The organism is Bacillus sp. TE8-1 (assembly GCF_008368855.1).
GTDB classification, from domain to species: Bacteria; Bacillota; Bacilli; order Bacillales; family Bacillaceae_G; genus Bacillus_A; species Bacillus_A cereus.
Map to the genome: position 1 here is coordinate 197,612 of NZ_QPET01000001.1, position 25,046 is coordinate 222,657.

Sequence of the window (25,046 nt, forward strand, 5' to 3'; positions counted from 1 at the left end):
TCACCTTCCTTTTCAAAGGTACGCTATTATCCTGCGTACCCTTGCACTTTCTTCATGTTATTTAAAAGCTCTTGTAGTACCGCTTCATTCGATTCAATAAACATCATTTCTTTATCTGATGGATCTGTTTGAATCCAAACCGAACTATCTCCTATGCGGAAAATCCCTTCACCTTTCCCTGGATTGTTGAGAATAATGTCAAGCTCCCCAGCAGTTAAGTTAAAGTTCTCTTGGATTTTTTTCTTATCAATCTTATTTTGCTCTAAGAAGAAATAAGAGAATGTAGATTGCAAGATACCACGTGCTTTCACATTTTCTAAAATACGAACAAAGTCCTGACTTGCCCAACACATACCGGCATTTCTTTTACGTGAACGACGTGCTACTTTTTCTAAGAAATTAACAGTTTGTTCATAGTCGATAAACTGCCACATCTCATCCACATATAACACTTTTCGTTTGATAGCGTGTTCTGGACTCTTAATCCAATGCTCCCAAATATAGTTCAGGATAACGTGGAAGGCGATTGGCTTTAAGAAGCCCTCTTCTAAATGACTAATATTAAAGTTAACAACACGTGATTCATTTAACTGTGTTTCTACACCGCGCCCAAAATTACTTTGTCCATCAAATAATGGTTTTGAACCATCACGTAAGAACGGACGAATCGCAGCAATTAACTCTTCTGCTTTTACATCGTCTCCATGGTTTTCCACTATTACATCATAAATTTCTTTTAACTCTGGCTCCGGCTTTCTCACTTGAGACTGAATTAATTGTCCATCTACCTTCTTCACTTCATCCGTATATAAAGATATAGGATGAGAAGTGATACCATGTTTACTGAATACTTCACGAATCGCATCTTCTAACATTGTGCGCTGGAATACATTTAATCCTGGTTGATCAAAATCTTGTCCGCGAATAATAATGTCAAAGAATCCTAGTATTTCATTGATTTTCTCTAAAATAGGCACAAATCTTACATACTTCACGCCATCACGCTCTACGAGTTCTTTCTTGTCATATTGTTCAAGCGCTTCTAGCTCTTCATCTTTATCGGTAATCTGAAGTTCTGTTACTGCAATTGCACAAGGGTTAATAATGATATTACTTTCAGGTGAAATATTTAAGTTAATACCACCTAATCGTTTGGTGATTTTTACGAATTCTCCCTCTGGATCTATGATCATCGCATGTGTATCTGCAAGTGATGTTTCACGAGCTAGTTTCATTTTTAAGAGTAAACTTTTACCGGAACCTGAAATCCCTGTCACACCGATGTTATAGTTTGGTGGACGATAATCTGCGTTACCAAATGAATTTAAAAATTCTACTTGGCCAGTAATTTTGTTCTTTCCTATTGGTATACCACCGTTAAATCTTCCGGATCCTGATACAAAGGGAGCAAATGTACATAGAGCACGTCTATCGATATTTCGATATGTATCTTGCAGAGTATTTAGTGCACCTAGTGGCATAACTGCTTTCAAGCCACTCTTCACACGATTCCAAGTACTCGCTATTTTAAAGTGAGATGCTTGCATTTCATCTTCGATATACTCACATAAAACATCTAATTCTTTCTTTGAGTCAGCATACGCAACCGCCATGGTACTTACCATATAGGAGTCATTCTCATTAAATTGAATTTCATCCATTAAATTGTTTGTATCCTGAATTTTTGCATCTAAATCTTTTTCTTGGTCAATATTTCCACGTGTACGTTGGAAAGAAAGGTTCGAACGTAACATCGTCAGCTGCATATCTAACGATCGCATCGCTTTTGCTTTTGGCTCTTTATGAATATCAATCATGACATCAACCTCTCCAGCTGAAGTTAACATGTTCAGCCAATTGGTCTGCATCATACGAGGGTATCCATCACGTGGAATATAAAATGGACGGAAGAAAGTATTACTTCCCAAAGACTGCTTAATTACCCCATAGTCTTCTGAATCAATTTTCATTCCTTCTGGGGCAATGACATCAAACACAGTTGTTTGATTGTCTAATTGAGGCGGAACTTCTTCTTGTTCGTACCCTTCCTCCTCTAGTTCCAATTCGTCATTCTTTTCAGCTTCTAACTTCTTTTTTTCTTTTTTCTTCTTTCCAAACAATTTCATACTTATGCCACCCCATTATTTGATTTTTCAGCTTTTTCTTCCGCTAGTACTTTCTTCATTAACTCTAGTTTTCTCTCATTTGTGTCACCTGTTGAATACAGAGAGAAGTTCTCATTTTCAATTAAATCTTGGAAACGTGCTTTCACCGCTTTACGACGGTTAAACGCAACGTATAAGAGTTCTATTAATTTATCTTTCGTTAACATTTCTACACTAATTTTTGCTTTCGATAGTAGATTTCGGGAAGCATTATAGCGACGATATAATTCGTTAAACGCTTTATCTACAATCTTTTCTTCCAATTCATCCTCTGTATCAGCTGTAATCGTACTAATATCCACTTTGTATGGATAAATTAAATATCGCTTTTGCTCATATCGAGGCTGCGAACGTTGCCAGTACTCTAAGTTGTCGATAACTTCTTGCCCATAAAGTACTGTCTCTGGTATAAGGTCCTTCGCACCTTTCATTGTTTCTGTCATTTTTCGTACAGGATCTGTTAAATCTACAAACTTACTTTGGATATATACCTTCGTATTAAACTCTAATGTGGTTAACCATGATTCAATTTTGATATCAATCGCTTCTTGTTCCGCATTAGAAAGAAGGTAATAGTTTACTGGGTGTGCCTCAGCAATTAGAACAAACGTATCATCATGATAACGAATCATATGATTTTCAACTTCCTTAATGTCTTCTACAAAAGCACTAAAGAAATCCACATTATCCTCATCAATTTCCTCTGTAGCAGGCGTATTCTTTTTATTTTTCTTTCCATTTTTTTCAGCAGTACGTTTCTCTACCCCGCTCTGGCTTTTCCCCTTTTTCTTAGAACCAAACATCGGTTTTCTATTCATTTTCCGATAAAAGAAAAACCCTACAATGGCTACCAACGCAAAATATATCATTTCTAACATCTATAAATTCTCCTTTACCCATGTAATTGGCTCGTATCCTTTTCTCCACTTGCCTTTTTCAGAACGGCTACGCATTTTGATAAGTAAATATTTATCTAGATACATGTGTTGTTTTTCTTTATAACTAAAAGCAAACGTTATTACAACTACTACTGTTGGTATTGCTAAAATTAAGCAAATAAAAAATGCTACCGCCACATTAAAAGGTGCAAATAGCCGCCATAAGAATGGTACATATAAATAAAGGGATGCTCCGCCACCCAATAGATAAATCAATTGGCGTTTGCTCAGCACACCTAATAGTGTTTTTTGTTCCGAAGTCATATCAACAGGAACGGTTACTTTTCTCATTTGGTTTCCTCCCTTATATAAGAGAAGCTCTCCCCAAATAGAGGAGAGCTTTTACAAACTCTTATGTTAAATTTTTGTAACCCAAGAAGCGATGTCGTATGCTTTGATCATGACAAAGCCTCCAATTGCCGCACAAGCTAAACCAATCATGGCTTGTGTACGGTTTTCAGGGTTTTTACCTTGTGCACCAGATAGTTTAATAGCCGCAAATACAACGCAAGCTGCTACCCAAATTCCCCCAAAACCAATTAGTGTTGTTACAAGGGTATTCATGCTTTTTTGTACAGTATTAGCATCTGCCCCACTTGTGTGCCCTTGAATACTCTTCGAAAAACTATTTTTTGCTAGTAGAAAATCTCCTACCGATGTTGTCATAAGTTTTGCAGACAACCAATTCAACATAATTCCTGCACCTCCGGGTGTTTTTGATCGCAAAACGCAAAAAGACCTCAATACACGCACACGTCCCCTAAGGACATGGCGCATATTGAGGTCTTCTCTTATATGCGAACTGATTAATTTTTTTATTTTATTGTAAAATCTTATTACGTTTATATTATAGCAATACGATTTTTAAAAAACAAGACTTATTTACACCTAAAAAATAAAATTAGACTTTTCGTGTTCCATTTTACTTCATTTCTTTTTATCCTCTTTGTTTGGATCGTACCATACCATGTGAATTTGAAAAATCTCACTGTCTTTAAGGCCCAAAGCTAATTTATCAATACCTAAAACACAAAAAGTCAAAAAATAAAGTGTGATACATATTAGTCATGTGTAATATGTATCACACTTGTAATTCTTGTTCAACAATCACGCCCGTTTGTTTAAGTGTAATTGTTCACAAAGCATTAAAGGAATGCTTTGTCCGTTGTTGAAGAAAGAAAACGCCTGTGTCATTTTTCTTCAGGGGAATAGCCATATGTATTCTTCCTTTCATCATGACGGGTAATTGAGAATCCATTGATAGTCTAAAAAGTTTCTAGCAGTAATAAAGTCCCCTTCTAAAAGACTATGTAGCAATAGACTATTCATATGTCCAGATTTAAACACGTAGTACATTTATGCGTTTCTATACTTTACAGGCGAAATGCAAGTCAAGCGGATCGGAAATGAATTGAGCCTTGGTGTGTTTTTGCTAAAATTTTTAATTGATATGCGGCTTCCAATGTTTTATGCTAATTATGCTCTTTATTGCAAATATTTCACATAAAAGGACGGGTCAACTTGAGAAAATCGAAAAAGCTAATCATTGCCGGAGTTGTAGCAGCAGTACTATTGCCCTTGGTTTATCTTCAATTAGAGACAGGAGCTGTAACAAAGAAAGTAAGCAATGTCATCTATGACAGCAAATATGGTAAGTGCGGGTTTCTTGACAAGGAATGGGACCAGTTAGAAGAAGCTGGGATCACAAGCGCCAGCATAGATGAAATGGTTGCAAATGCTTCGAGTCCTGGGGTTGTGTGTGACGACCTGGAAGACATGCTGTATGACATTCAGAATCCAAAGTTAACGGAAGAAGAGGAAGCCGCTAAAGAAAAAAAATCTGCTAAGTTGGAGGAGGCAGCAAACCAGGCGATTGAGGAAGACAATAGTAGAATCCAAAAAGCAAGAACCTTCATAGATACTGGCCTTAAAGCCATGATTGACCCCGTGTTAGTCGATGATTTCAATATGAAGTATAGGGTTGAGGCGGATGAACATTATGCAGGGAATATTAATGTGTTTGTAGATGCCGAGCAAGAAAGCAAGCAGGTAAAAAAATTGCGAAAAGCCTTTATTCAGAAATTTGGTGACGGAGATGTGGATGCCAATTATCAAATTTTGATTTTAACTGAAGACGAAAGTGTTATTGCAAGGGTTTCATTACCTGAATTATAAAAGGAAGGGGCAGTCTGTTGCCCTTTCTTTTTGTTATTGTCTTTTTAATTGAATCTAAACTAACCTGCCCCGTTTGCTGAACAATTAGGACTTTTCGACTATGCTTCGGTAGAGGTAGTCATAGAAGTTTGCTATAACGGTAATTGTATGGTTAATTGTTTTTTCAGTTCGCTTTGCTTTCTTTTGTTGAAGAGGAGTGACATTTGAACTCTGATAGGGGCTCCTTAACCACCCTACAAAGTCAACTAAATCTTCTAATCTAATAAACTTGTAATCTTTATTTGTTTCTTCTAAGTAGGTATAAAAATGTTTTAAGGAATAACAATATGTTTTTTGAGTATTAGGTCTTTTTCCCGTTTTATCTAAATACTTTATATATTTCATAACTGGCATTACAGGGAATCCTTCTTAATCCAGTAATATATATCTTTTGTTGTTATTCTCTATAAGAACCTCTTGTACCCTCATAACACTTCACCCCTAAAAAATATTAATGCTTGGTCCAAAGACCTCACTACGCCTCCCTCTATTGGATGCGTCCTCCATCTAAAGGATACATATTGGACTATATTTTCAATATCTGTATAACTAATCTAATGTGTATAAGAAAAGAGGATATATGCTCATATATTGAACATAATATCCTCTTCTTAGTTTAGTCTACTTAAACATTCATTTCTTCTTTCAATGAGCGCCATGGTTCTATTTTTATCGATTTTGTACTTTTGTCTCTAAGCGTATACACATGTACATAATATGCTTCTTTTTTCTTTTGCATAATACAAATCAACTCCCCCTACATTCTTTATATTTTTTTAATAACAGAATAATTAAGTATGTAAAAATTACACACTTCATATAGTATCCCCTCTTATCACTTTCAAATCTATTCCCCCTTCCTTCACATCTATTCACATCTATTCATTTAATTTCATTAAATCAAAAAAACAGGTAATCGTCTGTAATCACAATTACCTGTTTTTTATCATTTATATCTACTTTTTATTTCTTAAAATCTTATTAACCTCTTCAACACTTAATTCAGCAGCCTCTGCAACCTTCTCTATAGGTACACCTACTTTAATCATGTTTTGAATTAGTTGTATTTTGGCTTCTTTTGCAGCTTTTTCTTCTGCCGTTTCTATTTCAGATATTCTATCTTTTATTTCTTTTTCTCTAGCCCAATATAAGCGTAAAAATTCCTTATCGCTACTTAAACGCTCCCAATCCTCTATCGCTTTTTTCAAAACTGGATCTTTTTCCATTGCTATCGCCTCCAGGATTGTTGTTAATCTCTCATCCTCATGCGCAGGAAATAATAATAACCAACGCGCTAAAGAATCTTCCCACGGATCCATTCGTTCTCCTTGCCATTCTTGAATCACTTTTGGAATTTCAAGAAAATGCAACTGCATATTTTCCGTAATGATGCGCTTAGATTTTATATTCATCACTGTATTAACATTATGAAACTCTTTCTCTTCTGGAAACAAAATGAAATCTACTATATTAATACAAATGGTTGGTCTTAATTCCGTGTATTTCATCCCTTGAGTCATTTGGGAATAATACATACCTGACCAATAGAACAAAGAGCGCTCTATCATATCTTTTTTGTCTCGAACTTGAATCTCTATATTAATTTTTATACCACTATTTAACGTAGCTCGCAAATCTAAAATAGACAATTTATCATCCTTCTGCTCTCTTGGAAGATGCGGATCATCTAAGTGCAAAGATTTAATTTCTTCATCAATAGATGATTGTAGTACCGCGTTAAGAAACCCAATTAATATATCTTCATTTCCTTCTACTCCAAACAAACGCTTAAAAGCATAATCAACTCGTAAATTTACTAGATTCTTTTTTACATATACACTCATGTTCTCCCTCTACCCTTCTCGTTTTAAAATTGTATTTAAGAGCATAAAAAAAGATAGAATTACAATTCTATCTTTTTCTCCTCTATTCATCTCATCAAATATGGCTACTAGTTACTTACTATATAAGAAATATCCTCTTCACACATATTTGTCGCATTTGCAATTGTCGTGATAGAAACTCTCTCATTATAGAATCGTTGAATGAGTTCCATTCTTTCTTGTTCCCTAGCTTTTTTATCTACGTCCATTAATTGTTGCATAATATCCATATACTTAATACACACCTTTCTTTTATATAAAATCCCCTAGTTAAACTGTTACGTGTTTTGTTAAAAAAAAGTTTTACACTAATACTGCTACTTTGTTGTAAAATGTACGACTTTCTTTTAACGTGTACAACTTTGTTTTAACTTTACAATTACGATTTTTTATATTGTACGAAAAACTGGTTTGAAAGAAGCTTGCATCGCATCATCCAGACCTTTCCCTTGTGCTGGGTTCCATGCCGCAATAATTACGTTATAGCCCTCTTTCTTTAACTCTGTCGCAAAAGCAATTAAGGCAGCCCTTACTTTTTTATTTTCTACTAAGTCAGCATCAAATGCTAAATATACATTTTCTACGCCCATATCTTTTAATACTGGCATAACGATTCTCCATGCATTTACACCCGGAATCGCAAGAAATGTTGTACCTACTTTAGCTATTTCTTCTTTATTTAGTCTTTGAGGAAGTAAATCGGCAATCAAATCCGCCTTCATCGGCCCTTCTGTAATCATTACTGATTTTGTTTTGTGCAGCGTACCAGACTTCCAATGTTTCAAATGTGAGCTTGGTACCGCTACATGTACAGGAAGTGGATTTTCACTCCCTCCCGCACCGGTTCCTTCATTTTTATTTGCTGAAGAGATCCATAAGTATTTTTGACCTTTATGTATCTTTACAACAACTTTTTCTCCGCCGATTAATAATTCTTTATTTTTCCCTATTTCTAGTTTTCCTTCATAGATACAATCACCGTTTTTCGTTATTTTAACAACATTAGGCTGTTGGACTAGTTCGGCTTGTATACCTGTAGGTCCAGATTTCACATGAACAGAGTTCTTCACTTCATCTACACGTACTTGCCAACCAACAATTTGATTATATTGGTTTCGGAATGGAATCATAATTCCTGGAAAACCTGCCATTAAACGAAGAGAAAGTTGTCCTTTCTTCATTTCATAAAAGCCAGGTATTCCCTTCCAACAATCTTTTTTGCCAATTTGTTTAAATAACTTTTCCCAAATAGTTGTGTACGTATTATCATCTTCCAACACAATTTGTTGCTTTAAAAAAGAACGATATTGACGTATCTGTACTTCTTCTTCAGTCATTTTTCTATCTTGCAGTAAATGTATATGGTGATTCTCCTCTAACGGCAAAAATTCGATTAAATTACGATTAAATACATCTAATTCTTTATTACTACGCTTACTATGTCCCTTTACCACATCTACAGCGGGTAATTTGTATTGCTTCTTACCATTTAGATAATGGATGTAACTTGGATTACTTGAATTTTTACCGTATACCCACTTACTTTCCACACGGGTACATGCTACTTTCTCCTGTGAAACATATAGCATACAGTTTCCAATACCATTACAGATTGGGCATGGAACACGATAAAATTCCCACCAACTTCCTCTTGGATGTGCAGTTGTTAAACGAAATTGTCCTTTTTGTATGTTATAATTCATCATTTCCCACTCCTTGTATACTATTTATTATATATGGAACAGCTACTTCCATTAAACTCTTTATACCTCTATTTAGATATTCTCTTTGTTCTCCTAACGGATATATAAAAGAATATGTATCACAAACTAAATAATCGTTTCTATGTTCTTGATCTAGCAAAGCTGATTCTACATATGCTTCAAATGCTCTAGCAAACATCTCATGATTTGTAGACCAATACTTTTTGGTTCTCTTCTTATCTAACTTAATGGCTGTATCAAAGTATACAGACCCTTTCACTAGATAGGATATTTCAACAAGTTTTTCGCCTGTTTTTTTATAATGATATGCAGCTAACATTTGTGCGGTTTTCTCGAATTCTTTTTCAATTTTACGCTCCATACGCGTTTTTGTAGCTCCTGATAAAGTATCAAGCTTCCTAAACAAACTAGCATGATGTGATTCTAAAATGTTTGAAAGATTTCCTTTAAACACATCATAACTATCGATAACACTACCATAGAAATACCACTTTCTACTGTAGGCATTTTCCACGTTGATTACTCTGGCTACTTTTCCTTGTTTACAAGCATCTAACACAGCTTGCATCTTTTCCTTTATAATAGCAGGCAAGATATTCCCAATACTCTTCCCGCTTGATAAGAAAGCAAGACTACCATTTTGAAAATCATGACTACAATCATATAAGAAATGATCCAATGCATGTCCCCATTCATGACACAATGCCCCGACTCCATTATCACGAGTTAAATTAATGACTTTGGTAGAAGGTTCATAATGTGCTAATGCATTGCCGCTTCCTCTTGCACCAATCGCAAGTCCTAAGCGTCCTCCTAACCCTATATACTCAGGTGGAATTCCCAATATACGAGCTAAATCATGCAATGCTTCAGATACATGCCCAATATGCTCTTTTGCATATTGTTCTGTGCAATAATGACCGAATTGCATCCCCTTCAACCCAAACATAGCAACTACGTCTTCAGGTTTAGTAGCAATTTCTACTTCTGGTCCTTTTCTTTGCAAAGTATCTGGCAGTTTCCTACTCCAAGCAGCTGCGGATTTCTTACGAGTCGTAACCTTTTTCGTAAGTAAATCATTCCATGTTAGTTCATGTGATACACGAAGATACGTAGAATTAATACTTTTTGAATTTGTGCAAAGTGATATGAATTTCTTTCCTAATATTAATAACTCCATACCAAGTGCTTCAATAAACTCATCAAAATATTCCTCTACCATTCTTTTAAATGTGAATGTTACATTCTTATTTTTTCTAAATGCAGACCAACCATTGTTCATTTCCATTCCATAAGAGACCACAAGATCTACCCATTGTTCTGAGGTATGTACCGACTGTATATCATGCCATATTCTTCTACATGCTTGAACATATAGTTTCCTTGCAGTCGGTGTATCTACAATTGGCTTCTTATTAATTCTGCCCACTAGCAACTGCTTTAACTTTGCAACACGTGGCGGGACATCATTTTCTTTTTCATGTTCAAAAGAGAATGGAATCAATGTGTTTCGGTCCAATACATTTAGCGCCTCTACTGGAGATTCTTTTTCAATTTCAGCTAAAATTTCTAAAGAAAATGATACTAAAAATGATTCTTTTAAAGCTCGTATCTCTTTCTTTGCTCCCACTAATTTCTCACCTACATCATAACTGTATCGATTACGAACTTGTTTATCTGTTCTCACATCTTGTACCATTATGTCTTCTCCTACCTCTAAACCAAAAAGTTCAAATAAATTCATACTAAAATCCTCCCGAATAAAATAAAAGACAGAAATTCATAGTCATTTTGCACTACGGATTTCTGTCTTTCCCTCTGTCTGTACACTTCCATATAGTTATGTAAATTACTCATTACGAAACACTCACACCTGTTAAAGAGAATAGATCCTCTTTTGTCGGATTTAGTGCTTGTAACCAGCTATCTACCTCTAAGAAGTTTACTTTTTTTAATTGTTCACCTTTTTCCGCACGCTTAACCACCTCTAAACCTCCATGGTGATGCACAATCATTACAAGATCATCTTTCTTGAAAATACAATCTACATCTGCAGAGTTTATGTGGTGGTTACGTAGAATTGGTTTCCATTTCTTAATTGAATAACCTTCTACATCTAAAAAACCACGGATAGCAGTAAAGCGAAAACTCGTCCCTCTAAAACATCTTTCCATTGAACTACCCCCACTTTCACTTCGTTTAGAAGTGAGGGATTCCTAAGTAAAGAGTTCTAACGAACTCTAATTGATTAGGCTAACCCCGCAGTCCTTGCGGTTAGAAGCCTTATCGCTTCATTCTTTAGATTGATACTTGCGTTAATATCCCTATCATGGTGTGTACAACAAGAAGGACAGTCCCATTCACGTAGGTTTAGATTTTTAACGTCTTTATTTTGATATCCACAACAAGAGCATAATTGGCTGGAAGCAAATGTTTTCGATACGACAATGACTTGTTTGCCATACCATTTTGCTTTGTATTCTAACATGGATCGAAATTGTGACCAAGATACCTCACTAATTACTTTTGCTAACTTATGATTCTTTAACATATTCGATACTTGCAAATCCTCTATACCGATAACATCGTGGTTTTTGATGATTTCAGTTGAAATTTTGTCCAAGTAATCTTTTCTAGTATTTGATATGTATTCATGAATTCTAGCTACCTTTACTCGTTGTTTATTCCAGCGAGAAGATCCTTTCATTCTTCTAGAAAGCACACGCTGTGCTTTCGCCAACTTATCTTCTAATGATTGGAAAAACTTCGGATTTTCATAGTGTGTTCCATCTGACAAAATAGCGAAATCTTTTAGTCCTACATCTATTCCAATGTAAGAATCTGTTTTCGGAAGTTCTTGTACTTCTGTTTCAACTAATAGTGACACAAAATATCTACCAGAAGGGTTCCGTCTAACTGTAGCATTGACAATACGCCCCTCTACTTCGCGACTTTTGGCAAATCGAACAAGGCCTAGTTTTGGCAACTTTATTTTGTTCCCTACAACGGCAATGTTTTCATTTGTTTGTTTTGTGGTATAAGATTGTACGTTGTTCTTCTTAGATTTAAAGTGCGGTGCGCTGTTTTGTTTTTTGAAAAAGCGTGTATACGCATCCGCAAGGTTGCGAACAGACGACTGAATCGCAATACTATCCACTTCTTTTAGCCAAACAAATTCTTTCTTCATGGCAGGAAGTTTGGCAGAGCATGTACCATATGTTAAACCTTTCCCAGTTTCTTTATATGCGCGATCCCATAGGGATAGGAAATGATTGAATACAAAGCGAGAACAACCTATCGTTTTGTTAATTAGAATTGCTTGTGCTTGATTTGGATAGATACGAAACTTATAGGCTTTATTAATTATCATTTGATTCACCTCCATTTCGGTATATGACTATTATATACCAAACGTACATTCGATTGATAGTGAAGTAACACTTTATGTATGTCGAACAATTAAGATGGCTTCTTGCCATCCCTTGCTCGAAGCCAATTCATCTCCCACCTACTCACTTCGCGTTCCTTGAGGAAGGAGTCTTCTTGGCTAAAATGATAAAAAAAGGAAATCCCGTACACATCCATTAAAATGAACATGATACAAATAGATTTCCCCTGCTTGTTTTGCTGCTCGCTGTGACAAGTTTGATGGTTTAATGGAAAACTGATAACAATCTCGTTCCCAAAATGCCCCTTCTTTTGTAACTCTCATTCGTAATGCACGTAAACTTGGAATAATATCACCTGGATGTGCAGAACAAAATAAAGATACTTCATAACTGATATGCATAAATAAATCCCCCCTAAATAATAATTTTTGCCCAGTGTAATAATGGGTTCTACTAATCAAACAGACTTGAAAACAACACAAAAAGGGCTTCTTCAAGTCGATTAAAAATGTGCATAGCAAAATAAGCTATATACACTAATCGGCTCAAAGAAGCCCTTTCATAAATGAAACAAGACGCAACTTGCTTCTACAACTCAACCACAACACAATAAGGTGTGGGAATAAACGGAATCAATTAAACAATAAATATACTTCCATATTAATGAATTCATACAAAAATTTCAATAATTTTATGTGTCCTTAAAATATCCAGCTCATTTTTCGAAAAATTCATACGCTTTAACGCTACCTTGGTTTCTTCATCAAATGATATAATTCCCTCCTCAATAATATTTCATTTAATATTGAAATTCTCTAAATCTCGATGTATTATATTTTTGTGTTTTTCTCAGTTCCCTAGCCGAGAATACATCATCACTTCTGAAAGAACCCGTACTCCAACGGGTTCTTTTTTATTCCTCTTCTTGTAAATCCGATTATTTGAATATAAAATTGTAAATAAGCTCTAAAATTTTGAATCGAGGTGAACATCATGAAAAGTTTTGGTATGTTAGTACTCTCTACTGTCTTTTCAGTGCTCCTAGTATATTATAATGTCATCTCCTTTTATAATAAGTTTTCATCAGGAAATACATATTATTGGTTAAACGGTATCCTAGCTGTTGGATTCCTTATATCCTTAATTATCAACATAAAAGATATCATCAAGAAAAACTACAGGACCTCATAATAATAGGAGTTGATACATATGTGGAAAAAGATTAATAATTATAAGTTTCATCTAAAAGATTTGAAATTTATGACTTGGCTATTTCCAATTGTCGGTTTGTTATATGCCTATGAATTCTTTTCTGGGCTAATGTACCACCAGGAGGTTCGTTGGCTTAAGTTAATATGCATGGCGATAATAATTATAGGATTTATGGATATTAGAAAAAGCTTAAAAACAAAGATTATAAAGCGGCTTAAATCACCAAATACTCTTGAACTCATTTTCGAATTATTGTATTATATTTTCGGGTCTTACTTCATAAATCATTATCAAGAGAATCTGCAGGTTTGCAGGTTCTTTTTTGCAAAATTGATGCACCTTTTCGTTCGTTGTGTTCGTTTGTTTTGGTAGATGTTCAATCAAATTGAAACTGTATCCTTTGGTTTAATAAGTCCTAATAAAAACATAATAAAAAAAGAGTGCGATTAAGACATGCACTCTTTCAAAAGACTTTACCAATCTCGACGATCATCATGTTCATGATCGCGATCGCGTTCATGATTACGTCTACGACGACACTCATCACAATCGCAGTCATGTCTACAATGACAGTCGTTAAAATCATTTCTTCTTCGTCTACGGCCGCATCCGCAAAATACTAAATCATCCCAAAATCTATTACAATCTCGAGAATGTCCAAAATTATTATCCCATCCCATAGATATGATTCCCTCCTTTAAAAATAGAATTCATCATATTCTATGATTAAAAGGTAAAAATAGTTTGTTTACTAGTCTATGTTTCAAACTAATAATATTTCAATTTGCAAGTCTATCTCACGTCTTATCTTCCCTTAACAGCAAACAAGACGCCACCCAGATCACGGCAACGCCTACGATAATTGCTATACACTTAATCAAAATCATTTATCCTCACATTATTTATTTCTTTGCTTCCATACCCCATTCTCTTTACGATAAATATTCTTGCCATCCATGAAGTCAGCTGTCTTACCCGGAATGTTATATTTCTTATTCTTTTTCTTAGCCTTCTTCTTCAGCCTTTTCTCTTCTTGAACAGCTTGCAAATCCGCCTTCCATTGTTTCAACAAATCCTTTTCACGTCGCATCGAATTTGTACCCCTCAGATTAAAATGTAAACCAAATAATTAGATTCTACCTATTTATATAGAATCCTTTAATCCAAATGTACATTTTGTCCAATAAAAAAAGAACACTATAAAGTGCCCTAAGCTTCTGAGTATAAAATATACGACAATGCCTTGCCAATTTCTAATGGCGCAACCTAAAAGAGCTTTATAGCGGAATATATATAGCTCTCGGAAAAGGAATAAGTTGGTTGGCATTGATTCGATATTGTATGATGAAAGCCTCCTTATGTGCAAACGAAAGAGAGCACTCCCCCAATAAGTGCTCTCTCTTGAAAAAATATAGGGGGAACATGTTGGAAACCGTTCAGTGTCATTATATGATACTCATTCCCGACTATGCCTAAGTCATGTATTCAAGGGACTTAATGTGTAATTTCTATACAACAAAGAAAAAAGCACCCGAATGGATGCTTAAATTAAACTTATTCATTATCAATATCTCTACTTTCATCATTAACTGATTTCGGGTCTAACATGATTCCTATATCCGGTGGCAAAATTAACTCTATACCAGCTACTGGTTGATTGTCCTCATTAAAATAATACTTCTTTATCTTATTCAACTCTTCATTTTTCTTATTTTCACTCATATTATCCCGCCTTTTATGTATGATATTAAAAACTTTTCTTAATATGTACATTGAGAGAGATAATATACTATTTTTCAACTCTCACAAAACTTATAATAAATATCAAAGTCTGCTCTCGGTATAGACTTCTTGCCCTTTGGTTGATGAGACATCTTTACATAAGATTGAATAACTGATAGTGGCACTGCGAATACTGACTTATCCTTACTAAACTCAATAAGAAAAAAACATATCGCTCCCATCCTCTCCGCTTTCTCCAGGTAATCCAATTGATGCTGCGCAATGTTCTTTAAATCAAAACGTGTATCTTCCTCTGTAGACTTTGCTTCAAATGCTACAGCTCTCCCCTTATATACACCGTCATAGTCTACTGTGCTCTTTGCTTCATAGAATCCATTTAGTACACGGCCGCCTTTGCTCTTTAACACCTTCACAGGAGTCGGACGTTTGTTAATAAGCGCCACTCCCCCTCTTTGATACATTTCATTCGCTAAATTGATAAGCATTTCAAATGCCCTTCCACGGTTACCTTGTCCCAATGTTATTCTTCACTTTCTCTTAAAAGAATTATTTTGTTGAATTTTCTACTACCAATCATTAAAAATATCTTATAATCGTTATATACAAACTTTTTAAGGAGTAGATAGAATGCCAGTTACACTCGAACTTATTCTTTTCATTCTTATAGCAATTAGTGCTGTTGGCTATTTGATAAAAGAATCTCAAAAAACTAAGAAAAGAACCCTTGGAATTTCACTAGAACTTTTAGTTCTTTTCTGGTCAATATGGAGAATATCAACTATCATAATTCAAATTTCAGAATATAATCTCTCGTGAATAAAATTCAATATTCCGTCAATACTGTATATGACATCAGATTTTCTCCTTGTTCCCCCTTGGAGAACCTAGCAGTTAGCTTTTGCTAGCTGCTCTTTATTTGTAAGAAGCACTCAATTAACTGGACTCACATATAATATTCTGAGTTCCTTTCTTTATAAAATAGTCGTTATAAAATGAGGTTCGTCACGAGAGCACTTTATTAAGTGCTCTTTTTTGGTTTTAAAATAAAACAAAATGAAATTTTTATTAAGAAAACTTATTTATACCTTTTAGTTGATTGTTTTCTAATTCAAGTTCACTTATTCTTCTTTGTAGCTTTTTAATTGTGTTTATAGCCATCAAAGATATATCTTTAACTTCTTTTTCGTTTTCTTCATATTCTTCTGTGGTCATTAATTCGGTGTTTAAATTCCTCTCAAATGTAAATGCCATAGTTCTGAAAAAGTTTTATCAACTCTCAATTATTCACCCCCGTTTTCTATTAAAATGAAGTTTTTATATAAAGTTTTCTCAATATCTACACCCTGGAAATGTTTTTCCTCTTATGGTAACATATTGGTAATCCCATAAAATTCTATTGTTCCATTAAAAAGGACCCTTACCCCTTTTCCGGGTCCTTTTTCAACGTTTTCTACTAAAATAGCGTTTTTTATTCAAATTGATGCCCTACTTATTTGGACACATTTACCAGTATTTTTACCAAAAAATTCATGATATGGTTAATTAGTCGAGTACGTCATTACTTGACACATACCCTTAGAACCCCCGTGGATAATCGGGGGGTTCTTTTATTTAGATAACGATTTTATCTTAATTCATTCACTAATCTCATACTTTGACATACAATAATAGTGCCTTTCTGTATAATGTGAGTTCGTCACTTTCGTTATAATTAGGTATAAGGAGCGCTCTCGATTAGCGCTCTTTTTATTTGTTGTTAAATAAGGATTTTGTTTAAATTTCTTTAACCTTATTAATTCCTTTGCATACAGTATTATCACAAGAAATTCAATAAGTGCTCCGGTCTAGTTACCTTGAATTTCTTGCAAACCTTGTGGGAAGAATCCGTTTATAACAAACGGATTCTTTTATTTATCCATCATAAAATAACTATTTTGTTATATTCCTCACACCTTTAAATGAGGCAAGCATATGTTGTAGTATTATGTTTCATCGCTTATAAGGTTCTCCTTTTTTCAAGAGTACATATTTGATATGTACTCTTTTTTTCATGCCCCTTTACGAGTAACCTTTTTTACATTACACATATTACACTCTTTCAAATCGGAGCTTTACCCCTCCGGACTGTTTAGGCACATGGCAGGTGATTTAGTCAATTACCTGCTATTTCCGATTAAAATAACTATTTTGTTCACTTTTTTGATACATTTACGAAACATTCATATGTTATCTTCAGTAAGTTCTTTTCTTTTCATAAAATTGTGTGAGTTATACCGACACAAGAAGCCCTAGATCCCTAAATCTAGGGCTCCTTCGGTTATGGGATTCTTACGTAATAGTAAGGACCATTTTTTTATTCCAATAAGTATTTTGTGAAAAATTAACATATACATAAATTCCTTTAATAATTTCAATTTCTAATCAATCCATGTCTGTGTTATCAAATATTTCAATCACATGTAAAAGTTACGTAAAGATTGCTATGAGTCAATCCTTCCAACCCCAGAAACGTTATATAATGAAATTGCAAACATTAAGTTTGTACCTTTCTGTACGACATAACTCTTTGCTAGGGGGAATCCTAGCTTTTTTTATTTAGTGCCCCTAGCCAATAAATCCGAAGCCCATATTTCTTTCTGATTTCAATAATCCCAACGTTTCTACTGACCCTATGACGCCTACGAGTGCCTTGTTCAATCAAATGAGTTTCTACCCTTTAAATACTTCATAACGCTATGTCTCCTAATCCAAATTCATTATCTCTTCTAAGGTTCTATCAGAAATATACGTGGTGATAATCTGTATCTTTCCGTATTTCTTTTTAGCCATTTCTATAGCTTCGCTCTCGGACTTCGCCTCAAACCAACGAAGCTTCCACTTCTCGTCTTTGTCGTAAAACTCTACTGAGTATGTCATAACGCTATTAAGCTTCAAGAATTTGTTCACGGTACTTGTTGCGGTATAATCAAAACTTCCGACTACATCCTCAAGTGTTAATTGCTTCATGCCCCTAACCCCATTGGACGTGATTTGATTTTATTCTTATCTGCCTTATCCATAATTAATGCGGCGATTTCTTCATGTACTTTCCCTGCTGCAACGCCATTGTGTAATTCTCCTTTTCCAAATCCGATCCAATTCGTGGCATCCCATTTTCCCTCCAGCTGTAATTGATGAATTTCTCTTAACTCCGCAATAACGGCATGACGTCTTCTATCCACTTCGGAAGGACAACTTTAGATTGAATATTATCTAACATAGGTCTTTCACTCCTTATTTACTGAGAGAAAATTCATGGTATAATAGAGGTAGCTAATTTTAGGGAATGTTTTCTCTACAGCGCTCGTTGCCATCGAGCGTTTTTTATTTTTCAATAGCTAACTTTCTGAAAGTTTGTTAAAATTTAGTTACCGATATGTGTAACAACTGGCCTGTGCTTCTGTACGGGCTTTTTTGATGCTTTCACACATCGGAATATCCAGGAATCTCTCAATAAAGTGGAGAATCCTTATTAAATCCCTGAACATTCAGACAAGTAAAGATTTGTCTACTTTCATAAATATGTAAAATCTTTATATAAAAATTTAATGAATTATGTGTTAAACTTATTACATTCCAAGAAGTCCTTTACTTTTAGAATCGACAATTCTTCAGTACCCTTAGTCTTGCCCTGCATCCCCTTGCAGGGCTTTTATCATTTAACTAGAGTGTGATCCTCAACCTTATCTGCGCTGTTATGTACACCCTTTGATCTTAAATCCTTTATAATCCACAAGATTTTCTTACGTTTATATTCATCACACTGCTGTTTATTTGTCATTCCGTGACCATCCTATCTTTTTGTCCCAGACATCTATTCGGTGCACCAAGTATACAAATACACATATTGCTGCTGATACAATTAACATTGATAATGTGCTTTCTTTCATAATTTAAACCGCCTCCCTATCCATTTCTGAAATGATTCCGCGTTTCGTTAGAAGCTCGTTACACATGCTTCCAAGTCTCATTTCTTACAACCTTCCCTATAGTTGAATGTGATGTTCCGAATGTTCTAGCCATTGCTCTAGCTCCATACTTAGAGTGGCCTGGTTTGTATTGTTTTCTTGTCCATTCAATTTGTTCTTCAGTAAAAACAGCTGTATATCAATGCTTTCTCACACTTACGGATAAGGATATGCAATAGTGCATTGTTCTGTATGAAGTACCCTGATGCCTATTTTATCGTATTGACCAGTGAAAGTTACGGCTCTCTTTTTTATTTACTCTTTTTAAACTAGAACCTTTTTATACAACCTTCATAATATATATGGGACAACCTTAAACTCTTTTTTGAGAGGAATGATTAGATATGGCAGATTATTTCTGTAAAGATGGAAAGAAATATTACAAGAAAAAAGATAAATCATGTAACTCTTCAAACTCCAATAACTGTTTCATAGAGACATTTACAATTTTCGGCTCTGAAACTACCCCTACAAGTCTTGAAATTCCACCAGGTTCTACAATTACCCTATTTGAAAATTTTACAACTAATCACAATAAAACTCTAATTCGCTTTAATTTTAGCCCTGTATTTGCTGCGTTTGTTACATTGACTATTAGAACATTTAATTCCACAACTCCACAAACAATTACATTAACACCAGGAGATAGAAAAACTTTCTTATTTGAGGATGTTCAAAGTATTACTTTCTCAAATGCCACTACAGCTAACGCTGAACTTAGTCCATTATTTATCCAACAGACAACATGTATCTGCTGTGGTAATTCAGATTCATATTATTATGAATCTAGTGGAGATAATTATTGATAAATGATTTTAGAGGGCTTCGGCTCTCTTTTTTATTTTCATTCGACAAAATATGACAATATACAAATAACCCGTTTGCTAACATAAGATGAGAAATCTTACATTTTTGATCCTAGGGGGATACATATTATGAACAACAAACTATTAATCGCACTTGCAAGTTGTGCTTTAATCATGGGATTAGCTGCATGCTCATCTAACGGGACAGCAAGTACTTCCAAAGAATCTAAAGCTGAGCAAGAAGCACAAAAGGAAGCTGAGAAAGCGAAGAAAGCTGAAGAAAAAGGGACTGTGAAAAAGGAGAAAGCTGAACAAGAGACGGCTGAAAAGCAACGCAAACAGCAAGAAGAGGCTACAAAAAAGGAACAACCAACAACTACTTCTGGTAACACTATTAAAGGCTTAAAAGACGAACTATCCATTGGTATGCCATTTAAAGATTATCTTGCTAAAAAGAAATCATTAAATGTAGAGAACCCCTTTAGCATTTCACTCGGAAAAGGTAATGTAGGTAGTGTTCTTCAAGCTCAAAATGGAGTATTAGTTGTATGTATTGATGGAGAAAAGATATTCGATTTAAAAACATTTAAAACTGTTGATGAAGCTAAAGAATACGAAAAGAGCTTAAAAGTAAAACAATAGATTCAATTCATATTTCTCAATCACCAATATAACTTAATATGGTAAAATATTATTTGGACGAAAGTCCAAATGCATAGTATTAAAATTAAAGTGGTTCAAGTCGCAGGAAGGCACCTTAGGGTGTCTTTTCTTTATGAATAAGAGATAGATAGGAAAAATAAATTATAGAACAGGGATATAGTCTAAAACTTCTAAACTATCTTTTTATTTCCTTTCGACATAATATAACAATATAAAGATATTTAATTTGTTATTATTAACGTGGCAATCTTACATTTTACATAATTGGAGGAACAAACGTGGGAAAAATATTTAAGTTTGGATGCCTAGGCATTATAGCTTTATTTGTAATCGGAATAATTGCTATGGTTGCTGGTGGTGGAGATTCAACAGAAAAAACTTCAACAGACACTAAAGCGGTATCAAAAGAAGGTGTATCTTCTGATGTAAAAATCTCTGTAGGATCTATGGAAACAGTAGATTCTGTGGGTAATGAATACTCAAAAGAACAAGCACAAGGTGTCTTTAAGATTTTAGAAGTTACACTTACTAATAATCAAAAAGACGCTATCACTGTTGATACTAACAGCTTTAAATTGGTAGATAACAAAGGTCGTGAATTCACATCTTCTGTACAAGGTCAATCATCTTTTGACTTAGCTAACGGTGGAAAAACTGACTTCTTCTTAAAACAATTAAATCCTGGTCTAACACAGACAGGGAAAATTGTATTTGATATACCAAAAGATGCTGAAGGACTTTTCTTAAAAGCTAGTGGCGGTATGACAGGTAAAGAAATTAATTTAAAAGTAGAATAGGAAAAAGGTACTCGAAAGAGTGCCTTTTTTTCTTAACAACTGATATTACTTAATGTAGTAAAATAATGTTTGGACGGGAGTCCAATACATATTATTAAAATTAAAGTGGTTGAAGTCGTAGAAAGGCGTTTTAGGGTGTCTTTTTCATGTAAAAATGGACTCCTAAAACGCCTTAAATTAGTAAACTTCAATATTACTCTTTTTTATTAGTTTACTTTAACTTAATATATTAATATTAGATTAAAAATTTAATATAATTATTTGCTAATTATATTAATTAGATAGAGAGGATACAATATTATGGGTTATAAATTTCGTAGAATTATCCAAGTTTCCCCGGGTGTGAAAATTAACTTTACATACACAGGTATGGAAGGGAACTCCATTCCACCTGAATCAAGAATAACAACTTATGTACCTGGAACTGGAATCTCGTATACACCACGAATAGCTGAGTCAAACAATTATTATATACAACGAGGATATCAAGGACCAAACACTTCCTATCCCACTATGGATGAACAAGATTACAATACGGTAAATGCATTTGAGCCAGTAAAAGAAACCCAAACTTATCTTGTTACTGCTTTTCGTAAAAAGGATAATCAAGTAAACTCCGTAGGTAGAAAACTAATGAAACCACTTTCCATAATTACAGGCGTTTTTGCGGGCCTATTCTTAATTATGATGCTTATTATACCTGCTCTAATCATGGCATTCTTTTCTTTCCTATGCTATAAAAATATAAAAACACCATTTGCAGTTGTATGTCCAGAATGTGATGCTGAGAATCTATTCATTTTTGAAGAAGAGAAGATCGCTTGTCGTAAATGTGAGAGTACTCTTATAATCCCAAAATAAATGGTTCTCAAATTAACGTCTCTTTATTAGTCAAAACAATGTAAATCTAATTATAAACATAAATAGATAAAAAGAGGGATAAGTGAATATCATTATTAAATTTGAAGCGTTTAATCCAACTATAAACGACTTAGCTATCAAACTTGCTATGGTACTGTTTATACCGTTATTCTTAGCATTGATTGTCAAAGTGATACTTATGAAATTTATGAAAGAATCAATTGCTGGCAGATTAGCAAGTCTATCTTTGTTATTCTTTATGTACTATGTATTTAAATTTATTACAGCGTAAAAGGCACCTTTGGGTGTCTTTTTTCTGCATTAAAAATGCCTACCTATTTCCCTAGGTAGACATTTTGTGACCTTGTATTTGCAAACGATCATATTATGACAAAACTCCTTAATCCCCAAACTCTCTGATCGTTCTTCTGCAATACACTTAAAATGGTTCTATGTATACTAGTCTAAAGTACGAGCAGCTGCATAGAACGATCCAGAACCACCATTTCTGTGAGTAACTTTAAGCTTATATTTACCTTTTGAAAGAGTATTGTACGTATTTGTAAAACCCTTTCCTGCTGCTAACGATCCAGAACCAATAACATTACCTTTTGAGTCTTTTAAAGACCAGTCAAGTGTACCTTTAGTATTGTTCGTCATATGAACTCTCATATCCGCTTTTTTTACATGCTCGAACGATACTTCTCTTTCACCATTTATCAGACTGAAATCATCTTTAAGTATTTGGGTACGTTGGACAATTGGTGCTGAATTTTTAGTATTATCTACACCTTCTGTACTTGCTGATGCTGCTCCAATCCCTCCAGTTAATACGATACCAGTTGCTAATGTTCCTACTACTAATTTCTTAAACATAATAAATCCCCCTTAAATATGTTTTATAACTTGCACCTTAAATGTATCACTTTTGTAACCTTTGTAAATATTTTCAATTTATATAAATATTTATTTAATTATTAACAATATTGGAATTACATTTTATCAAGTGGAAAATAGAGGGATTTTAAGGGTTATGTAAAAATGCATAATAAATCAAGCAAATATCATGATATACTCTCAAAGAACTAATACAAAATTTCTTTAGATTGGAAAACTAAAGTCTTATCTACCTAAAAGGAAGGCGCCTTATGGCGTCTTTTCTCTATTCTCAAAAGGACCTGCTCAATTCATTCTTGAAAACATAAGGTAAAGTGAACCCATTAAAATCCATGGAATGAACCCTAGTTTTACCCTCTAATCTAAAGGAGGCACTATTGTTATGGGATATGGTGGTAGTTGTGGCGAAGGCTGCGGTTTCGCTGGAGGTTTCGCTTTATTAGTTGTATTGTTTATTTTATTAATCATTATCGGATGCAGTTGTTTCTGCTAAAAACTATTGGAAAAGGCACCCTTATATGGGCGCCTTTTTGTATATTAAAAACCTACCTATTTCCATAGGCGGGCTAAATATAATTTTGCACAATTGAGTTATAGCAAAATCATTTATATTGAAAGTAATTAAAATTAACTTATTAATCCTAATACCTTAATAATCTCAATTGTTTTATTATCTTTTATTTTGAAATAAAGCCTTTTCCCTATACGTTCACTAATTACAATATTTCCAGAAGCTAATTTACGCAAATGTTGTACAATCAAATCCTCTGTAATTCTTGTTTGCTTACTTAAATCAGAAACTGACAACGATCCATATGTAATCAATTTACAAACAATTGATAAGCGAGTAGAATTCCCTAATAACCCTAAAACTTTTATACTTTCGGTATAGAAACTAAAATCCATATGAAAAGCATGTAACAGATCTTCCAACCTCCTAAAATAAGATGAATATCAACCAAAATATCTTAACATAAAAATAGTAAAAAACACCCTAAAATATACCAATTATTCATTGAGAAAAATAATACTTGAATGGGAGTCCAATACATATTATTAGAATTAAAGTGATTCAAGTCGGAGGAAGGCACCTTTGGGGTGCCTTTTTATTTATGGATTTTTTTAGAAAATATTTGAAATATAATACAGTGGATTATATTATTATGTGTGTATGATTTCTGGTTTTGAAAATTACAAAAATTAATAGGGGGAAACAATAATGAAGTTAGGAAAATTAGCATTAATTGGTGCGTTAACTTTTAGCGGTTTTACTGCAATAGAAATGAGTAAGCCTACCTCACAAGCAGCTGCAGCTTACTCAGATCCACTTAATGATGATTGGGGATTTAAAACCATTGTGGATTTACAAAATTCAGAGGAAAGTACATATCAACCAGGCTGGAAGATTGGGAATTTCATAACTGGTGATACATTTTACTTAACACAGCACTTTGGTAGAGAACATTTTGGTGCGCAAATGAAAATTTTTAAAATCCACACAAATGGTACCCTAGAACGATTCCAAACAATAGAACCAGAATTTATTCCTGGAACAGAAATTTGGCAAACCCCTATCACAGATAGCTATACAAGCGGTACTTATGTCGCTGCAATTAAATATCGTGGTGAATTCACGTATTCAAATCCATTTACAATCAATTAGGGATGTAATAAACTGAAAAAAGGCTCACTTGGGTTTCTTTTCTTCTGTACATTATATCTATTACGTGCTCATTGATTTTTTATG

General features: G+C 34.1%; 26 protein-coding genes and 5 pseudogenes. 11 read left to right on the forward strand and 20 right to left on the reverse strand.

The features are described 5' to 3' along the window. Window positions 1–26 precede the first annotated feature (26 nt). From DN404_RS01000 to DN404_RS01015, 4 genes are all read right to left on the reverse strand, one after another. Entirely contained in the window at window positions 27–2,126 is a 2,100-nt protein-coding gene (locus DN404_RS01000) for a VirB4 family type IV secretion system protein (protein ID WP_149214618.1), read from the reverse strand. 2 nt (window positions 2,127–2,128) lie between these two features. Next, a complete protein-coding gene (locus tag DN404_RS01005) occupies window positions 2,129–3,043 on the reverse strand; it encodes a hypothetical protein (RefSeq protein WP_149214619.1) in 915 nt (304 codons plus the stop codon). After that, the gene (locus DN404_RS01010) at window positions 3,044–3,394 is read right to left on the reverse strand and encodes a PrgI family protein (protein WP_149214620.1); all 351 of its coding nucleotides are present in this window, start codon (window positions 3,392–3,394) and stop codon (window positions 3,044–3,046) included. It lies immediately after the preceding gene. Between the two features lie 66 nt (window positions 3,395–3,460). Further along, window positions 3,461–3,880, reverse strand: a complete 420-nt coding sequence (locus DN404_RS01015) for a hypothetical protein (protein ID WP_149214621.1) — start codon at window positions 3,878–3,880, stop codon at window positions 3,461–3,463. Window positions 3,881–4,624: 744 nt separating this feature from the next. Between DN404_RS01015 and DN404_RS01020 the strand changes: the two genes are divergently transcribed. Beyond that, window positions 4,625–5,278, forward strand: coding sequence for a hypothetical protein (locus DN404_RS01020; RefSeq protein ID WP_149214622.1), 654 nt, complete (start codon window positions 4,625–4,627; stop codon window positions 5,276–5,278). A gap of 102 nt (window positions 5,279–5,380) precedes the next feature. On the opposite strand, the pseudogene DN404_RS01025 reads toward DN404_RS01020, so the two are convergent. From DN404_RS01025 to DN404_RS01060, 8 genes and pseudogenes are all read right to left on the reverse strand, one after another. Beyond that, window positions 5,381–5,671 (reverse strand): annotated as a pseudogene (locus DN404_RS01025) (site-specific integrase); the annotation flags it as partial. A 602-nt stretch (window positions 5,672–6,273) separates the two neighbouring features. After that, window positions 6,274–7,161, reverse strand: a complete 888-nt coding sequence (locus DN404_RS01030) for an Rpn family recombination-promoting nuclease/putative transposase (protein WP_149214623.1) — start codon at window positions 7,159–7,161, stop codon at window positions 6,274–6,276. 107 nt (window positions 7,162–7,268) lie between these two features. Beyond that, window positions 7,269–7,430 carry a hypothetical protein gene (locus DN404_RS30390; protein WP_179951847.1) on the reverse strand — a complete coding sequence of 54 codons (162 nt, stop codon included), beginning with the start codon at window positions 7,428–7,430 and terminating at the stop codon, window positions 7,269–7,271. Between the two features lie 159 nt (window positions 7,431–7,589). Beyond that, window positions 7,590–8,903 carry a DUF3854 domain-containing protein gene (locus tag DN404_RS01035; RefSeq protein ID WP_149214624.1) on the reverse strand — a complete coding sequence of 438 codons (1,314 nt, stop codon included), beginning with the start codon at window positions 8,901–8,903 and terminating at the stop codon, window positions 7,590–7,592. Beyond that, window positions 8,893–10,668 carry an LPD1 domain-containing protein gene (locus tag DN404_RS01040; RefSeq protein WP_149214625.1) on the reverse strand — a complete coding sequence of 592 codons (1,776 nt, stop codon included), beginning with the start codon at window positions 10,666–10,668 and terminating at the stop codon, window positions 8,893–8,895. Before DN404_RS01040 ends, DN404_RS01035 begins: the two co-directional genes overlap by 11 nt. A gap of 112 nt (window positions 10,669–10,780) precedes the next feature. After that, window positions 10,781–11,098, reverse strand: a pseudogene (locus DN404_RS01045) (hypothetical protein); the annotation flags it as partial. 74 nt (window positions 11,099–11,172) lie between these two features. Beyond that, window positions 11,173–12,294 carry an IS200/IS605 family element RNA-guided endonuclease TnpB gene (gene tnpB, locus DN404_RS01050; protein WP_149214626.1) on the reverse strand — a complete coding sequence of 374 codons (1,122 nt, stop codon included), beginning with the start codon at window positions 12,292–12,294 and terminating at the stop codon, window positions 11,173–11,175. 186 nt (window positions 12,295–12,480) lie between these two features. Then, window positions 12,481–12,714, reverse strand: a pseudogene (locus DN404_RS01060) (hypothetical protein); the annotation flags it as partial. Between the two features lie 592 nt (window positions 12,715–13,306). On the opposite strand from DN404_RS01060, the gene DN404_RS01065 reads away from it, so the two are divergent. Further along, window positions 13,307–13,504 (forward strand): hypothetical protein, encoded by a 198-nt coding sequence (locus DN404_RS01065; RefSeq protein WP_071741338.1) that lies wholly within the window; start codon window positions 13,307–13,309, stop codon window positions 13,502–13,504. A gap of 18 nt (window positions 13,505–13,522) precedes the next feature. Continuing rightward, window positions 13,523–13,743 (forward strand): annotated as a pseudogene (locus tag DN404_RS30845) (hypothetical protein). A gap of 255 nt (window positions 13,744–13,998) precedes the next feature. Here DN404_RS30845 and DN404_RS01075 read toward each other — a convergent pair. From DN404_RS01075 to DN404_RS01085, 4 genes and pseudogenes are all read right to left on the reverse strand, one after another. Continuing rightward, a complete protein-coding gene (locus tag DN404_RS01075) occupies window positions 13,999–14,205 on the reverse strand; it encodes a hypothetical protein (RefSeq protein WP_149214627.1) in 207 nt (68 codons plus the stop codon). Window positions 14,206–14,423: 218 nt separating this feature from the next. Next, entirely contained in the window at window positions 14,424–14,615 is a 192-nt protein-coding gene (locus DN404_RS01080; protein ID WP_098375972.1) for a hypothetical protein, read from the reverse strand. A gap of 464 nt (window positions 14,616–15,079) precedes the next feature. Beyond that, on the reverse strand, window positions 15,080–15,247 hold the full coding sequence (locus DN404_RS30395) for a hypothetical protein (RefSeq protein WP_001293569.1): 168 nt from the start codon (window positions 15,245–15,247) through the stop codon (window positions 15,080–15,082). 95 nt (window positions 15,248–15,342) lie between these two features. After that, window positions 15,343–15,786: pseudogene (locus DN404_RS01085) on the reverse strand (Holliday junction resolvase RecU); the annotation flags it as partial. A 109-nt stretch (window positions 15,787–15,895) separates the two neighbouring features. Between DN404_RS01085 and DN404_RS01090 the strand changes: the two are divergent. Further along, window positions 15,896–16,084 carry a hypothetical protein gene (locus DN404_RS01090; protein ID WP_001145518.1) on the forward strand — a complete coding sequence of 63 codons (189 nt, stop codon included), beginning with the start codon at window positions 15,896–15,898 and terminating at the stop codon, window positions 16,082–16,084. A gap of 1,926 nt (window positions 16,085–18,010) precedes the next feature. Here the strand turns inward: DN404_RS01090 and DN404_RS01105 are convergent. Together DN404_RS01105 and DN404_RS01110 are read right to left on the reverse strand one after the other, a co-directional pair. Next, window positions 18,011–18,274 (reverse strand): hypothetical protein, encoded by a 264-nt coding sequence (locus DN404_RS01105; protein WP_061656002.1) that lies wholly within the window; start codon window positions 18,272–18,274, stop codon window positions 18,011–18,013. Then, complete coding sequence (locus DN404_RS01110; protein ID WP_149214629.1) at window positions 18,271–18,489, reverse strand: hypothetical protein; 219 nt, start codon at window positions 18,487–18,489, stop codon at window positions 18,271–18,273. The genes DN404_RS01105 and DN404_RS01110 overlap by 4 nt, the downstream gene beginning before the upstream one ends. Window positions 18,490–19,619: 1,130 nt before the next feature. Between DN404_RS01110 and DN404_RS01115 the strand changes: the two genes are divergently transcribed. From DN404_RS01115 to DN404_RS01135, 5 genes are all read left to right on the forward strand, one after another. Beyond that, window positions 19,620–20,081 carry a hypothetical protein gene (locus DN404_RS01115; RefSeq protein ID WP_061139904.1) on the forward strand — a complete coding sequence of 154 codons (462 nt, stop codon included), beginning with the start codon at window positions 19,620–19,622 and terminating at the stop codon, window positions 20,079–20,081. Between the two features lie 129 nt (window positions 20,082–20,210). Beyond that, window positions 20,211–20,723: a hypothetical protein gene (locus DN404_RS01120; protein ID WP_149214630.1), complete on the forward strand. Its 513-nt coding sequence runs from the start codon at window positions 20,211–20,213 to the stop codon at window positions 20,721–20,723. Window positions 20,724–21,022: 299 nt separating this feature from the next. Next, the gene (locus DN404_RS01125; RefSeq protein ID WP_016513719.1) at window positions 21,023–21,541 is read left to right on the forward strand and encodes a DUF4352 domain-containing protein; all 519 of its coding nucleotides are present in this window, start codon (window positions 21,023–21,025) and stop codon (window positions 21,539–21,541) included. 300 nt (window positions 21,542–21,841) lie between these two features. After that, window positions 21,842–22,402, forward strand: a complete 561-nt coding sequence (locus DN404_RS01130) for a DUF4236 domain-containing protein (RefSeq protein WP_149214631.1) — start codon at window positions 21,842–21,844, stop codon at window positions 22,400–22,402. An 82-nt stretch (window positions 22,403–22,484) separates the two neighbouring features. Continuing rightward, window positions 22,485–22,694: a hypothetical protein gene (locus tag DN404_RS01135; RefSeq protein WP_144573157.1), complete on the forward strand. Its 210-nt coding sequence runs from the start codon at window positions 22,485–22,487 to the stop codon at window positions 22,692–22,694. A gap of 167 nt (window positions 22,695–22,861) precedes the next feature. Here DN404_RS01135 and DN404_RS01140 read toward each other — a convergent pair whose 3' ends face one another. After that, entirely contained in the window at window positions 22,862–23,278 is a 417-nt protein-coding gene (locus DN404_RS01140) for a hypothetical protein (protein ID WP_149214632.1), read from the reverse strand. Window positions 23,279–23,681: 403 nt separating this feature from the next. Between DN404_RS01140 and DN404_RS01145 the strand changes: the two genes are divergently transcribed. Further along, window positions 23,682–23,792, forward strand: a complete 111-nt coding sequence (locus DN404_RS01145; RefSeq protein ID WP_000540371.1) for a YjcZ family sporulation protein — start codon at window positions 23,682–23,684, stop codon at window positions 23,790–23,792. Between the two features lie 134 nt (window positions 23,793–23,926). Here DN404_RS01145 and DN404_RS01150 read toward each other — a convergent pair whose 3' ends face one another. Further along, window positions 23,927–24,205, reverse strand: coding sequence for an ArsR/SmtB family transcription factor (locus tag DN404_RS01150; protein ID WP_002099131.1), 279 nt, complete (start codon window positions 24,203–24,205; stop codon window positions 23,927–23,929). Between the two features lie 313 nt (window positions 24,206–24,518). Between DN404_RS01150 and DN404_RS01155 the strand changes: the two genes are divergently transcribed. Further along, window positions 24,519–24,962, forward strand: a complete 444-nt coding sequence (locus DN404_RS01155) for a DUF5065 family protein (protein WP_149214633.1) — start codon at window positions 24,519–24,521, stop codon at window positions 24,960–24,962. Window positions 24,963–25,046: the final 84 nt, after the last annotated feature.

Coding starts and splice junctions, on each gene's coding strand:
- DN404_RS01000 (WP_149214618.1), bottom strand. CDS start 2,126: ATGAAATTGTTTGGAAAGAAGAAAAAAGAAAAAAAGAAGTTAGAAGCT.
- DN404_RS01005 (WP_149214619.1), bottom strand. CDS start 3,043: ATGTTAGAAATGATATATTTTGCGTTGGTAGCCATTGTAGGGTTTTTC.
- DN404_RS01010 (WP_149214620.1), bottom strand. CDS start 3,394: ATGAGAAAAGTAACCGTTCCTGTTGATATGACTTCGGAACAAAAAACA.
- DN404_RS01015 (WP_149214621.1), bottom strand. CDS start 3,880: ATGCGCCATGTCCTTAGGGGACGTGTGCGTGTATTGAGGTCTTTTTGC.
- DN404_RS01030 (WP_149214623.1), bottom strand. CDS start 7,161: ATGAGTGTATATGTAAAAAAGAATCTAGTAAATTTACGAGTTGATTAT.
- DN404_RS30390 (WP_179951847.1), bottom strand. CDS start 7,430: ATGGATATTATGCAACAATTAATGGACGTAGATAAAAAAGCTAGGGAA.
- DN404_RS01035 (WP_149214624.1), bottom strand. CDS start 8,903: ATGAATTATAACATACAAAAAGGACAATTTCGTTTAACAACTGCACAT.
- DN404_RS01040 (WP_149214625.1), bottom strand. CDS start 10,668: ATGAATTTATTTGAACTTTTTGGTTTAGAGGTAGGAGAAGACATAATG.
- tnpB (WP_149214626.1), bottom strand. CDS start 12,294: ATGATAATTAATAAAGCCTATAAGTTTCGTATCTATCCAAATCAAGCA.
- DN404_RS01065 (WP_071741338.1), top strand. CDS start 13,307: ATGAAAAGTTTTGGTATGTTAGTACTCTCTACTGTCTTTTCAGTGCTC.
- DN404_RS01075 (WP_149214627.1), bottom strand. CDS start 14,205: ATGGGATGGGATAATAATTTTGGACATTCTCGAGATTGTAATAGATTT.
- DN404_RS01080 (WP_098375972.1), bottom strand. CDS start 14,615: ATGCGACGTGAAAAGGATTTGTTGAAACAATGGAAGGCGGATTTGCAA.
- DN404_RS30395 (WP_001293569.1), bottom strand. CDS start 15,247: ATGAGTGAAAATAAGAAAAATGAAGAGTTGAATAAGATAAAGAAGTAT.
- DN404_RS01090 (WP_001145518.1), top strand. CDS start 15,896: ATGCCAGTTACACTCGAACTTATTCTTTTCATTCTTATAGCAATTAGT.
- DN404_RS01105 (WP_061656002.1), bottom strand. CDS start 18,274: ATGAAGCAATTAACACTTGAGGATGTAGTCGGAAGTTTTGATTATACC.
- DN404_RS01115 (WP_061139904.1), top strand. CDS start 19,620: ATGGCAGATTATTTCTGTAAAGATGGAAAGAAATATTACAAGAAAAAA.
- DN404_RS01120 (WP_149214630.1), top strand. CDS start 20,211: ATGAACAACAAACTATTAATCGCACTTGCAAGTTGTGCTTTAATCATG.
- DN404_RS01130 (WP_149214631.1), top strand. CDS start 21,842: ATGGGTTATAAATTTCGTAGAATTATCCAAGTTTCCCCGGGTGTGAAA.
- DN404_RS01140 (WP_149214632.1), bottom strand. CDS start 23,278: ATGTTTAAGAAATTAGTAGTAGGAACATTAGCAACTGGTATCGTATTA.
- DN404_RS01145 (WP_000540371.1), top strand. CDS start 23,682: ATGGGATATGGTGGTAGTTGTGGCGAAGGCTGCGGTTTCGCTGGAGGT.
- DN404_RS01150 (WP_002099131.1), bottom strand. CDS start 24,205: ATGGATTTTAGTTTCTATACCGAAAGTATAAAAGTTTTAGGGTTATTA.
- DN404_RS01155 (WP_149214633.1), top strand. CDS start 24,519: ATGAAGTTAGGAAAATTAGCATTAATTGGTGCGTTAACTTTTAGCGGT.